General features: G+C 73.5%; 8 protein-coding genes, 3 tRNA genes and 1 pseudogene. 10 read left to right on the forward strand and 2 right to left on the reverse strand.

Annotation, left to right across the window (positions count from 1 at the left end; all coding sequences use genetic code 11):
• Positions 1 to 235: 235 nt before the first annotated feature.
• Positions 236 to 1396 (forward strand): annotated as a pseudogene (locus G446_RS19275) (IS110 family RNA-guided transposase); the annotation flags it as partial.
• 1299 nt (positions 1397 to 2695) lie between these two features.
• Here G446_RS19275 and G446_RS19930 read toward each other — a convergent pair.
• On the reverse strand, positions 2696 to 3487 hold the full coding sequence (locus G446_RS19930) for a hypothetical protein (protein WP_026409775.1): 792 nt from the start codon (positions 3485 to 3487) through the stop codon (positions 2696 to 2698).
• 190 nt (positions 3488 to 3677) lie between these two features.
• Between G446_RS19930 and G446_RS0108070 the strand changes: the two genes are divergently transcribed.
• The 6 genes from G446_RS0108070 to G446_RS0108095 all read left to right on the forward strand — a co-directional run bounded on the left by G446_RS0108070 (position 3678) and on the right by G446_RS0108095 (position 9519).
• Positions 3678 to 3749, forward strand: a tRNA-Gln gene (locus G446_RS0108070).
• A 74-nt stretch (positions 3750 to 3823) separates the two neighbouring features.
• Positions 3824 to 3896 (forward strand) — tRNA-Glu (locus G446_RS0108075).
• A 43-nt stretch (positions 3897 to 3939) separates the two neighbouring features.
• Positions 3940 to 4012: transfer RNA gene (locus G446_RS0108080), tRNA-Glu, on the forward strand.
• A gap of 111 nt (positions 4013 to 4123) precedes the next feature.
• On the forward strand, positions 4124 to 5758 hold the full coding sequence (locus G446_RS0108085) for a ribonuclease J (protein WP_034469759.1): 1635 nt from the start codon (positions 4124 to 4126) through the stop codon (positions 5756 to 5758).
• A complete protein-coding gene (locus G446_RS0108090; protein WP_245574638.1) occupies positions 5755 to 6702 on the forward strand; it encodes a PfkB family carbohydrate kinase in 948 nt (315 codons plus the stop codon). Before G446_RS0108085 ends, G446_RS0108090 begins: the two co-directional genes overlap by 4 nt.
• Before the next feature lie 84 nt (positions 6703 to 6786).
• A complete protein-coding gene (locus G446_RS0108095) occupies positions 6787 to 9519 on the forward strand; it encodes an FtsK/SpoIIIE family DNA translocase (RefSeq protein WP_026409778.1) in 2733 nt (910 codons plus the stop codon).
• 128 nt (positions 9520 to 9647) lie between these two features.
• On the opposite strand, the gene G446_RS0108100 is transcribed toward G446_RS0108095, so the two are convergent.
• Positions 9648 to 10961 (reverse strand): CapA family protein, encoded by a 1314-nt coding sequence (locus G446_RS0108100; protein WP_026409779.1) that lies wholly within the window; start codon positions 10959 to 10961, stop codon positions 9648 to 9650.
• A gap of 120 nt (positions 10962 to 11081) precedes the next feature.
• On the opposite strand from G446_RS0108100, the gene pgsA reads away from it, so the two are divergent.
• The 3 genes from pgsA to G446_RS0108115 all read left to right on the forward strand — a co-directional run bounded on the left by pgsA (position 11082) and on the right by G446_RS0108115 (position 12803).
• Positions 11082 to 11714 carry a CDP-diacylglycerol--glycerol-3-phosphate 3-phosphatidyltransferase gene (pgsA, locus tag G446_RS16760; RefSeq protein WP_034469763.1) on the forward strand — a complete coding sequence of 211 codons (633 nt, stop codon included), beginning with the start codon at positions 11082 to 11084 and terminating at the stop codon, positions 11712 to 11714.
• Positions 11711 to 12223, forward strand: a complete 513-nt coding sequence (locus tag G446_RS0108110; RefSeq protein ID WP_026409780.1) for a CinA family protein — start codon at positions 11711 to 11713, stop codon at positions 12221 to 12223. The genes pgsA and G446_RS0108110 overlap by 4 nt, the downstream gene beginning before the upstream one ends.
• Before the next feature lie 163 nt (positions 12224 to 12386).
• Positions 12387 to 12803 (forward strand): helix-turn-helix domain-containing protein, encoded by a 417-nt coding sequence (locus G446_RS0108115; protein WP_026409781.1) that lies wholly within the window; start codon positions 12387 to 12389, stop codon positions 12801 to 12803.
• Positions 12804 to 12819: the final 16 nt, after the last annotated feature.

Genomic DNA, 12819 nt, shown 5'->3' on the forward strand with positions numbered 1-12819 from the left:
CCCGTTACCTTGTTGGTGGTCCCGGGTGGTCCGGGGCTGGGCCAGCCGCTGCGGGCATGATGTCTTGCCCCTGTACGTAGATGATCCGGGGGGTGTTGTCACCCGCGGCGGCCGGGCGCCGGTGACCGCTGATAAGGGGAACGACCCACTGCGTGTGAGGTCTTCCGTAACGTGGGTGCGGGACCGATCGTCCACCGGCTGGTCCTCACCCACTTAAGCGGGAGGCGGCAGAAAGATGGATATCGAGGACATCGAGGTCTTCGTCGGCATCGACGTCGGCAAGACTCACCACTGGGCCACGGCCCTGACCAAGGGCGGCAAGAAGGTCTTCGACAAGGCCCTGCCAGGCGACGAGGCGCGTCTGCGCGCCCTGTACGAGAAACTGGCCGCCCACGGTCACCTTCTGGTGGTGGTGGACCAGCCCGCCACCATCGGGGCCCTGGCCGTGGCGGTGGCCCGGGACATGGGCATCACCGTGGGCTACCTGCCCGGGCTGACCGATGCGCCGCATCGCCGACCTGACACCGGGCAGCGCCAAGACCGACGCGAAGGACGCGGCCGTGATCGCCGGCGCCGCCCGCACCATGCCCCACACCCTGAGAGCCATCAGCACCTCGGACGAGGACGCCGCGGCGCTGAGCATGCTGACCGGTTTCGACCTGGACCCGGCCAGACAGGTCAACCAGACCGCCAACCGGATCCGGGGCCTGTACACCCAGATCCACCCCGCCCTGGAGAACATCCTGGGACCTCGGCTGAAGCACGACGCCGTCCTGGAGGTCATCGCCGCATGGCCCACCCCCACCGCGTTGAGGAAGGCCGGCAGGGCCCGCATCGACGCCAAGCTCAAGAAGCACGGCGCCCGGCGCCACGCCGCCTGGGCCGGCAAGATCGTATCGGCCCCGGGCCGGCAGACCGTCACCGTCACCGGCACCGAGGCCGCCGGCACGGTGCTGCCCCACCTGGCCCGCCAGCTCATCGCCCTGCACTCCCAGCGGGCCGACGTCGCCGCCCGGGTCGAGACCCTGGTGCGGGCCCACCCTCATGCGCGAGGTCCTGACCACCCGTGCCGGGTGTCGGGGTCCCGGCCGCAGCCGTCTTCCTGGCCGAGACCCTGGGCAAGACCTCCAGGCACCGGCGCCCAGCCGGCCTCCCACATCCGGCCCGGCCCCGGTCACACGCCGCTCAGGCTCATCGATCCGCGGCGAGCGCGTCTGCCGCACCGGCAACAAGAGACTCGAACACGCCATGTTCCTGTCCGCCTTCGCCTCCCTGACAGATCCCGTCTCCCGTACCTACTACCAGCGCAAACGGGACCAGGGCAAGCGCCTTGGGCCAGGCCCTGCTCGCCCTGGCCCACCGCCGCATCCCCACCCTGCACGCCATGACCCGCAACCAGCCACGAAACCACCCGCAGCCGCTTGACACACCACATAGGGGCACCCCCCCCGGGGAGAGTCGTCGGCGCCGCCCCGGACCAGTCCCGCGACCCCGGCCCCGGCCCCGCCCGCGCCTTCCTCCCGCCCCCCGCCCCTGGGGGAGTCGATTCGGTGATGTCACCTGGGCTCGCATCGTGCCAGACGGGCTCGCAAGAATCGAGCACAGGCGGATTCCGTCGCGCTGAGCTCGCACGGCGCGAGGCGGGGTGGACCATGTCGCGCTGAGCTCGCATTGCGCAAGCCCACCCCGGCCCGGGACCCGGAATCCCGTCGAACGGACCTGGAATTACGCAAACCGGCTCCGACCGCCCCGGGCTCGGACCCCGCTGACCGACCCCGCACCGGCCCGGGACCGGCGGGCACCCCGGGCCGTGGGTCCGTCGTCGTCCTCGCCGGCGCCGCCCCGGGATCGTCACGGGCCCCGACCCCGCCCCGTCCCGTCCCGGCCGGGTTCCACCACCCGCATCGCCGCCATCGACCACTGGCGCCCCGGTCCCGCCCGTCCCGGCCGGGTCCACGAGATCTTCGGACGACCCTCGAAAACGTGTCTTGACCCGCGAGATCGTCTACCAGGGCTACGATCTCGGCGCCCGCCCGACGATCTCGCGGACCCGGCCGGCGCCCGCGGGCCGGGGCGCACCCGGTCTGCCGATCCCCGCCCGCAAAACCGACGCGAACGGTGAAGAGCGCACCGACGTCGGGACGAGGACCCGCACGGGCGCGTCGACGAGACTCCGTCCCTGACAACGCGCGCCCGATTCACGTCATCACGGCCAAACTCCGTCTCCACGGCCCGGGGTGCCCGCCGGTCCCGGGCCGGTGCGGGGTCGGTCAGCGGGGTCCGAGCCCGGGGCGGTCGGAGCCGGTTTGCGTAATTCCAGGTCCGTTCGACGGGATTCCGGGTCCCGGGCCGGGGTGGGCTTGCGCAATGCGAGCTCAGCGCGACATGGTCCACCCCGCCTCGCGCCGTGCGAGCTCAGCGCGACGGAATCCGCCTGTGCTCGATTCTTGCGAGCCCGTCTGGCACGATGCGAGCCCAGGTGACATCACCGAATCGACTCCCCCAGGGGCGGGGGGCGGGAGGAAGGCGCGGGCGGGGCCGGGGCCGGGGAGACTCTCCGGCCGGTGACGGCCACGCGCAGCGGCCCGAAAGCCAGACGCGGACGGGGCCGCGGACGACCGGGCCCGAACCCGCCGGCACCGCCGCGCCGATCCCCGGCCTCCGGGCCACCGCCGCCGTCTCCGGTGAGGAGGGCTCACTGCCCCATGGCGCCGGCGCTCAGCCCCTCGATGCGGATGCCGGAGAGGACCTCGTGCCACTGGTCCGGACTCATCTGATCGCCGTCGACGCACATGAGCAGGGCGGCGAAGTTGAGCCCGGCGGCGCCCACGGCGCGCGCGAAGCGGTAGCCGGTCACGGCGGTGGCGCCGTCGGCCCAGGTGTAGGTCCCGGTGTAGGTGATGTTGTAGCCCTCCATCGTGCCGCCGTCGTCGCGGACCAGGGAGACCTTCTCGCGGGAGGTTTCGGTGAAGGAGCTCACGTTCACATCGCCGGCCCCCGCCAGGCTCGAGCTCTTCTCGTCGTCCGAGCGGGAGGACAGGTGGGTCGTCTCGCTGATGTCGCGGACGATGAAGCCGATGCACTGGCCGGAGTAGGTGCGGTAGCCCTCGAGATTGCCCCGGGAGGTGATGGCGCTCTGGTTGGTCACCGAGTCGTCCTGGTACCAGTAGTCCCAGTTCTCGTTGTAGAACTTCAGGCTCGGCGCGGTCCAGGGGGTCGGGGCGGCGGTGGGGGCGCTCGTGGTCGGGGCGGCGGAGGGCGCCGCCGACGTCGCCCCGGGCGACGGCTGGTCGGTGCGCCGGCTCACGATGGGGCCGCGGGGCGCGGACGGCGACGGGGCGGAGGACCAGGTCTGCTCCGAGTCGTCGGAGCCCTCGGACTGGGTGGAGCCGCGATCGATGATGCACGCGCCCAGGGCGAGGCAGACGGCGAGGCACAGGCCGGCGGCGAGGGCGCGCACGGCGCGGCGCGGGAGGAATCTGTGCATGACGGCCTCCGGGGTCGGGAGCGGGTCGCCCGTCATCGGGCGGCTGGGGGCAGTCTACGGGGTGCCGCGCCCCTCCGGCACGGGTACTTGTGTCCGCACTCACGCGTCCGGGATTTGTGGGGCGGGGGCGCCGCCGTGTAGATTACCTTCCGCTGCTCCGGACGGTTGCGCCCGGTGACGCGCCGACCAGTGGGGTATGGTGTAATTGGCAACACAGGTGATTCTGGTTCATCCATTCTAGGTTCGAGTCCTGGTACCCCAGCGGTAGGGCGAAGGGATATTCGGGCCGGTGTTATCCGGTCCGGGATTACCCGCCCGCCACAAGTGAATCACGAGGCCCCGTTCGTCTAGCGGCCCAGGACACCGCCCTCTCACGGCGGCAGCACCGGTTCAAATCCGGTACGGGGTACCGGCCGCGCCCGCGTGGCGCGGCCCGGGTGCACGCGCCCGCCGCCCCGTTCGTCTAGCGGCCCAGGACACCGCCCTCTCACGGCGGCAGCACCGGTTCAAATCCGGTACGGGGTACTCACGGCCCGGTCGCCCGCGCGACCGGTTTACGCTCCTTTGTGCCTATACACTGCGCGCGTGAAGAACTTCCCCGCACTCCAGCCACCCGGCCCCATCCCCGACGGTGCGATGCGCATCACCCCGCTCGGGGGACTGGGCGAGGTCGGGCGCAATATGACCGTCTACGAGGTGGACGGCAAGCTCCTCATCATCGACTGCGGCGTTCTGTTCCCCGAGGAGGACCAGCCCGGCGTCGACCTCATCCTCCCCGACTTCTCCTCCATCGAGGACCGCATGGACGACGTCGTCGCCCTGGTCCTCACCCACGGGCACGAGGACCACATCGGCGGGGTCCCCTACCTGCTGCGCCTGCGCGAGAACATCCCCCTGGTGGGCTCCGACCTCACCCTCGCCTTCGTCGACGCCAAGCTCAGGGAGCACCGCATCCGCCCGGTGCTCGACGTCGTCCACGAGCACGAGCGCGTGACCTACGGCCCCTTCGACCTGGAGTTCGTGGCCGTCAACCACTCCATCCCCGACGCCATGGCCGTCTTCGTGCGCACCGCGGCCGGCAGCGTCCTGGCCACCGGCGATTTCAAGATGGACTCCCTGCCCATCGACGGGCGCATCACGGACCTGCGGTCCTTCGCCCGCTTCGCCGACGAGGGCGTCGACCTGTTCTGCGTCGACTCCACCAACGCCGAGGTCCCCGGCATGATCGGCCACGAGTACCAGATCGGCGCCGTGCTCGACGGCGTCTTCGCCGAGTCCGACCAGCAGATCATCGTCGCCTCCTTCGCCAGCCACGTCCACCGCGTCCAGCAGGTGCTCGACGCCGCCGCCGATCACGGGCGGCGCGTGGCCCTGGTGGGGCGCTCCATGGTGCGCAACATGGGCATCGCCGCGCAGAAGGGCCACCTGAAGGTCCCCGACGGCGTCCTGGTCGACGCCCGCGACATCACCGCCCTGCCCCCGCACGAGCGCGTCCTCATGGTCACCGGATCCCAGGGCGAGCCCATGGCGGCCCTGTCCCGCATGGCCCACGGGGAGCACCGCACCATCACCGTCGAGCCCGGGGACACGGTCATCTTCGCCTCCTCGCTCATCCCCGGCAACGAGAACTCCGTCTACCGGGTCATCAACCAGCTCATGCGGCTGGGCGCCCGCGTGGTCCACCAGGGCAACGCCCGGGTGCACGTGTCCGGGCACGCCTCGAGCGAGGAGCTGCTGCACGTGTACAACATCGTCTCCCCGCGCAACGTCATGCCCATCCACGGCGAGATCCGCCACCTGGTGGCCAACGGGGCCCTGGCGGTCAAGACCGGGGTGGCGCCGGAGAACGTGGTCCTGTGCGAGGACGGCGTGACCGTGGACCTGCTGCGCGGGCGCGCGCGCATCTCCGGGCAGGTCCCCTGCGGCTACGTCTACGTCGACGGCTCCTCCGTCGGCGAGATCGACGAGACCGAGCTCAAGGACCGGCGCATCCTGGCGGAGGAGGGCTTCGTGTCCGTTTACGCCGTCGTCGAGACCAAGACCGGCACCATCCTGGCCGGCCCGGACATCCAGGCCCGCGGGGTGGCCGAGGACGACTCCGTCTTCGACGAGGTCCTCCCGGAGGTCACCGACGTCCTCCAGGCCGCCCTGGACAAGGGCCACGCCGACGCCCACTCCCTCCAGCAGGTCATGCGCCGCGCGCTCGGGCGCTTCGTGGGCCGGCGGCTGCGGCGCCGGCCCATGATCGTGCCCGTCGTCATCGAGGCATGAGCGGCCCGACGCCGACGACCGCCATGCGCCGCCGCCCCGCCTGCTTCATCTCCACCGGCTCGGTCCTCATCGACCTGCCCCTGCACGTCGACCACGTCCCCGTCTCGGGGGGAGCCGTCACCGCCGTCTCCTCCGGCCCCGCCGTCGGCGGCGGCTACACCGTCGTGTCCGCCGTCGCCCGCCAGGGGCTGCCGGCGGCCCTGGCGGCCACGCTGGGCACCGGCCCCAACTCCTCCCAGGTGCGCCAGGCCATGATGCTCGACGGCGTCGAACTCGTCGTCGAGGAGCTCGTGGGGGACATCGGCACCTGCACCACCCTCATCGAGCCCTCCGGGCGCCGCTCCTTCATCACCACCGAGGGCGTGGAGGCCGAGCCCCAGATCGAGGACCTCGAGCACCTCGAGCTCGTCGGGGGCGACTGGGTCTACGCCACCGGCTACGACCTGGTCCACCCCAGCTCCTCGGCCGTCCTGAGCGCGTGGCTGCTGCGCCTGCCCCAGGACGTGGGGCTCATCGTCGACCTGGGACCCGTCCAGGCCGAGATGGGCGACGACCTGCTGCGGGCGGTGCTGGCGCGCAGCACCCTGCTGACCGGCAACCACCTGGAGATGACCCGGCTCATCGAGCGCCTGGGCAGCCCGGGGGCGCTGCGCCGCGCTGCGCCCCGGGCCCTGATCGTGCGGCGCACCGGGGTCCACGGCTGCGAGCTGTGGACCGTGGAGGGCGAGCACATCGAGGTCCCCGGCTTCGCCCGCGACGTCGTCGACACCACGGGGGCCGGGGACACCCACACCGGGGTGCTCGTGGCCGGCCTCATGGACGGGCTCGACGTCGTCGCCGCGGCCCGGCGCGCCAACGCCGCCGCCGCCGAGGCCGTCTCGCGGCTCGGACCGGCCCGGGCGCCGCGCCGCGACGAGATCGACGCCCTGGTCGCCGGGCCGTGAGCGCGCCGCGGCCCGGGGCGCGCCGGCGGGAGGCGGCGTGGCATTTCCCCTGCGGGGCGGGCGAAGGCTAGCGTCGGATCCATCATGGCCTCTCGCACCACCCCCTCCGACTCGCCCCGCGGCAACGGCCGGCGCTCGCGCGCCGGCGGGTCGCCCGCGCCCGAGTCCCAGGACGCCTCCCCCCAGAGCCGCTACCGGCGCACCGGCTGGGCCTTCCTCATCCTCGCCCTCGCCGTGGTCACGGGGCTGCGCGAGTGGTTCGGCGTGTCCGGCGTGGCCGGGGGGCTGCTCCACCACATAGCGGCCGGCCCCGTCGGCGTCCTGGGCCTGGTCGTCCCGCTGCTGCTGGGCGCCCTGGGCGTGGCCATGCTGCGCGTGCACCGCTTCGCCGGGGTGCACGTGCGCATAGCGGTGGGCGCCCTGGGCGTCCTGGCGGGCGTGACCGGAATCATCCAGGTCGCGGCGGGCAACCCCTCCCCGGGCAGGGGCGTCGACGCCATCGAGGGCGCCGGGGGGCTGCTCGGCTGGATCGTCGGCTACCCCCTGGCGGTCCTGTTCTCCTCCGTGGGCGCCGTCATCCTGTTCATCCTCCTCATCGTCTTCTCCCTCCTGGTCCTGTCCGGGCTGACCGTGGCCGACGTGCGCGAGCGCCTCGCCTCCGGGCGGGACGGGGACGCCGACGCCGACGGGGACGGGGAGGCCGACTCCCTCGCCCTGCGCCTGCTCGACCGCCTGCGCGGCGCCCGGTCGCCGAAGGAGGGGGCGGGCGGCGCCCTGGACTCCTACGACGGCGACGAGCCCTTCCGCTCCTCCCTGGAGACCGACCGCAAGCCCCGCCCGCGCGGCAACGGGCGGCGCAAGCGCTCCACCTCGCCCGTCGCCCCCACACGCCGCTTCGACGCGGCCGCCGACGGCGCCGCCCCGTTCGACGAGCACGCCGAGGACTCGCGGCCCACCTTCGTCCTGCCCGAGCCCGCCGCCGACGGCGCCGCCCCGCCCGACGAGCGGCCCCCGGGCGCGGCCCGCCGCGCCGCGCCCGCCCCCCCGGCGGAGCCGGCCGGAGATCGCGGGGAGGCGGCCCCCTCGCCCGCCGAGCCGGGCGCCGCCGGGCTGACCGCGGGGCCCGTGGAGCTGCCCGACGGCACCTCCTACGTCCTGCCCGGCGACGACCTCCTCCAGCCCGGCCCCGGGCACGCCACCCGCACCGAGGCCAACGACGCCATCGTCGTCAGGCTCCAGGACGTCTTCGCCGAGTTCAACGTCGACGCCACCGTCACCGGCTACACCCGCGGCCCCCAGGTCACCCGCTACGAGGTCCACCTGGGCCGGGGCGTCAACGTCTCGCGCGTGACCGGCCAGGCCAAGAACATCGCCTACGCGGTGGGCAGCGACGAGATCCGGCTGCTGACCCCCATCCCGGGCAAGAGCGCCATCGGCGTGGAGATCCCCAACTCCGACCGCGAGATGGTCAAGCTCGGCGACGTCCTGCGCTCGGGGGCCGCCAAGAAGCAGACCCACCCGCTGGTGGTGGGCCTGGGCAAGAACGTCGAGGGCGACTACGTGGTGACCAACCTCGCCAAGACCCCGCACCTGCTCGTGGCCGGGCAGACCGGCTCGGGCAAGTCCTCCTTCGTCAACTCCATGATCACCTCCATCATGATGCGGGCCACGCCGCAGGAGGTGCGCATGGTGCTGGTGGATCCCAAGCGCGTGGAGCTGACCGTCTACGAGGGCATCCCCCACCTCATCACCCCCATCATCACTTCGCCGAAGAAGGCCGCCGAGGCCCTGGAGTGGGTGGTGCGCGAGATGGACGCCCGCTACGACGACCTGGCCTCCTTCGGCTTCAAGCACATCGACGACTTCAACAAGGCGGTGCGCGCCGGCGAGGTCCGGCCGCTGCCCGGCTCCCAGCGGGTCCTCAGCCCCTACCCCTACCTGCTCGTCGTCGTCGACGAGCTGGCCGACCTCATGATGACGGCCCCCAAGGACGTGGAGGCCTCCATCCAGCGCATCACCCAGCTGGCCCGCGCCGCCGGCATCCACCTGGTGCTGGCCACCCAGCGCCCCGTGGCGCAGGTGGTCACGGGCCTGATCAAGTCCAACGTGCCCTCCCGCCTGGCCTTCGCCACCGCCTCCCAGCTGGACTCGCGCGTCATCCTCGACCAGAACGGCGCCGAGACCCTCACCGGCCAGGGCGACGCCCTCTACCTGGGGCCGGGCGCCTCCACCCCGGTGCGCATCCAGGGCTCGTGGGTCACCGAGTCCGAGATCCGCGCCGTGGTCGACCACGTCAAGGCCCAGCTGACCCCCGAGTACCGCGAGGACGTGGTCGTCCCCGAGGTCAAGAAGCAGATCGACGAGGAGATCGGCGACGACATGGACCTGCTCCTGCAGGCCGCCGAGCTCATCATCTCCAGCCAGTTCGGCTCGACCTCCATGCTCCAGCGCAAGCTGCGGGTCGGCTTCGCCAAGGCGGGCCGGCTCATGGACCTGCTCGAGACCCGCCAGGTCGTGGGCCCCTCCGAGGGCTCCAAGGCCCGCGACGTCCTGGTCGCCCCCGAGCAGCTTGAGGAGACGCTGGCCTGGATCAAGGGCGGGGGCGCGGCCCCCGGCGACGACGGGGCGCCCGCCGTGGCCACCCCCGCCGCGGTGGCCGAGCCCGTCACCGCCGCCACCGCGGTCTCGCCCTCCAGCGCGGTCACGCCCGAGCTGGCCGCCGGGGACTACGACCCGGGATCCTGGCGGGGGCCGTCCGACGACGGGGACCCCGACGAGGACGCCTGGAGCCTGACCGGCCGCGGCGCCTCCTGGTGAGCCCGGGCCGGCGGCCCGGGCAACGGCGGGACGCGGGGCCGGACTCCGGCGCCCCCTTGGGCGGGAGGCGCGGCCCCTGCCGCAACCCGCCGCTCGGATCCGTCGCCTCCCTGAGGCGGGGCGCGAGGTCAGCCCCGGGGCCGGGCGACGGGGGCGTCCCCGCTCGGCGCGGGCGGGTCGTCGGCGAGGGTCTGGGCGTTGACGACGTCGGTCACGGCCCGCCAGCGGCGGTCGATCTCCTCGGCGGACAGGGTCGCGCCCTCGGGCGCCCGCCCCTGCTGCGCCGCGGCGAGGTCGACCAGCCGGTGGCCGCCGCCGAGGTCCACCGTGAAGGGGTGCCAGTGCAGGGCCTCGACGCCCGCGCTGCGGGTCCCGTCCGCGTCCTGCGTCACGACGACGTCGACCCACACGAACAGGCCGACGCTCACCAGGACGGTGCCCAGCTCCTCGGACTGGTTGGAGATGAAATTGCCGGCCGAGTAGGACACCCACATGCCCCGTCCGCCCGGCCCGCCGGGCAGCAGCTCGTTGGTCTCGGGCACGTGCGGGTGGGCGCCGAAGAGGACGTCGACCTGGCCGGTCTGCGCGACCGCCCGGGCGAACTCGGTCTGCTCGGGCACCGGCTCGGTGGAGTACTCCTCGCCGAGCTGGGTGTGCAGGACGACGACGTCGGCGCCCGCCTCGCGCGCGGCGCGGGCCTGGGCCTCGACCCAGGCGACGTCGTTGAGGTTGACGGCCCAGTCGGGGTCGGCGCTGAATCCGTTGAGGCCGTAGGTGGTCGACAGCTGGGCGACCGTGACGGTCATGCCGCCCCGGGTCAGCTCGTAGAGCTGGTAGGGGGCGGCCGCCTCGGCCTGGGTCCGGTTGGTGCCCGAGTAGCCCATGGAGTCGGCCCGCAGCGCGTCCGCCGTGGCGACGACCCCGTCGAAGCCCTGGTCCCAGGAGTGGTTGGAGGCGGTGGCGCAGCCGTCCCAGCCGGAGCGGGACAGGGCGTCGACCACGGCGGTGGTGGAGCCGAACACCGGGTATCCCGAGGGCACGCCGTCGGGGGCCACGGGCACCTCCATGCCGCACAGGGCCAGGTCGACGCCCTCGGACCAGGGCCGGGCGGCGGCGATGAGCGGCTCGATGTCGCCGCCGCCGCCGGCGGTGTCGTCCATGACGGGCATGTGGGTCAGGACGTCGCCGGCGTAGCCGATGGTGAAGCGGGCCTCGGCCGGCGCGGCGGAGGGCGTCGGCGACGGGGCGGCGCCGGTGGCGGCGCCCGCCGCGTCGGGGCTCGCGGAGGGGGCCGCGCCGGTCGCGGCGCCGCGATCGAGCAGCAGGAAAGCCGTGACGGCCAGGGCGAGGCATATCACGAGGAGGGCGACGAGGAGCACCGGTCTCCTCGGGGAGCGGGCGGCGGAGGCGTTGCGGGCGGCGGGGGATGTCGACGTTGGCACGCCCCCAGGTTAGGGGCATGATCACGTCCGCCGCCAGGGTTCCGCCGCCCGTCCCCCGGCGGGCGGGCCGGGCGGGTCGGTGTCCGCTCGGGCGGTGGGAGATCATCTAGGCTGGGGGCGATGAATAGTAGGACGACGTCGCCCGGCCCCCCGGCCGCGGTCGCGGGGCGCCATGAGGCCCCACTGCTCAATATCGCCAACGCCCTCACCGTGGTGCGCCTGGTGCTCGTCCCCGTCTTCATCTGGCTCATGCTCCGGTCCGGCGACGCCGTGCGCCTGGCCGCCGCGCTCGTCTTCGCGCTCGCCGCGGCCACCGACCGGCTCGACGGCCAGCTCGCCCGCTCGCGCAACCTCGTCACCAGCTTCGGCAAGATCGCCGACCCCATCGCCGACAAGGCCCTGACCCTGTCCGCCTTCGTCCTGCTGTCGGTGGCCGGGCGCCTGTGGTGGTGGGTCACCGTGCTCATCATCGTGCGCGAGCTGGGCATCACCCTCATGCGCTTCGTCATGCTGCGCCGGGCCGTCATGGCCGCCTCGAGGGGGGGCAAGCTCAAGACCGCCCTCCAGGTCACCGGGATCTTCGGGCTGCTCGTGCCCTGGGCCGCGTTCGTCCCCCCCGCCCCGGCGACGGCGCTCGACCTGGCCGCCTACGCCCTGGTCGGCTCGGCCCTCGTCGTCACGCTCGTCACGGGCGCGGACTACGTCCTCAAGGCCCTGCGCCTGTCGCGCGCCGACCCCGGGGGGCGTCCGTGAGCGGGGCCGCGCCGGAGTCCTCGACCCTGGTCGAGGCGGCCCGCTGCCTGCTGAGCGCGGCGCAGGAGCGGGGCCTGACCATCGCCGTCGCCGAGTCCCTGACCGGGGGAGGGGTCGTCTCGGCGCTGGTGGGCGTGCCCGGGGCCTCGGCGGTCGTCGTCGGCGGGGTGGTCGCCTACGCCACCCGCATCAAGGCCGAGCTGCTCGGCGTGGACGCCGAACGGCTCGCGCGCACCGGCCCGGTCGACGGGGAGGTCGCCGAGCAGATGGCGCGGGGCGTGGCCCGCCTCATGGGCGCCGACCTCGGCCTGGCCACGACCGGGGTGGCCGGCCCCGGGCCCGCCGACGGGCACCCGGCCGGGACCGTGCACGTGGCCGTCGCCTCGCCCTGGGGGACGGTGCGCCGCCGCCTGAGCCTGGAGGGGGACCGCTCCGTCGTGCGCGAGGGGGCGACGACGGCGGTGCTGGCGCTGGCCGTCGGCCTGCTCGACGCCTCCGCGGACCGCTGAGGGCCGCCGCCCACGAGCGGGATCACAGCGCGCTCACGAATCGATTCCAAGGTTTCTCTCAGAATCGCGGGCCAGGATCACCCCAACGTCACCGCGGGGGCCCGTCCCCAGGAAACCCCGTGGGGCGGGAATGAAACTCAGCAGCGATTGGTTGTGCCACACGATGAACAACGCGACTCACCCCCGCACCACCCGTCCTGCGCGTTCGGCCAGCAGGATGCCGGCGCGCAAGTCCTCCGCGGCAACGTACGGTTCAGCTGTGGACACCACGAAGCACGAGAACGTCCTCCTGCGCCGCGAGATCGGCGAGGTCCTGCGCTCCGTCCGCCAGCACCAGGGGCGCACCCTGCGCGAGGTGTCCTCGCAGGCCCGCGTCTCCCTGGGCTACCTCTCCGAGGTCGAGCGCGGGCAGAAGGAGGCCTCCTCCGAGCTCCTCGCCTCCATCTGCCAGGCCCTCAACGCGCCGCTGTCGGTGGTGCTGCGCGAGGTGTCCGATCGCATCGCCCTGGCCGAGGGCGTGACCATCCCGGACACGGTTCCAGATGAGCTCATCCGTCAGCAGCAGGGCGCCATGCGCTGAAAGGCCCTCTCGCCCC

This window comes from Actinomyces dentalis DSM 19115 (genome assembly GCF_000429225.1).
GTDB classification, from domain to species: domain Bacteria; phylum Actinomycetota; class Actinomycetes; order Actinomycetales; family Actinomycetaceae; genus Actinomyces; species Actinomyces dentalis.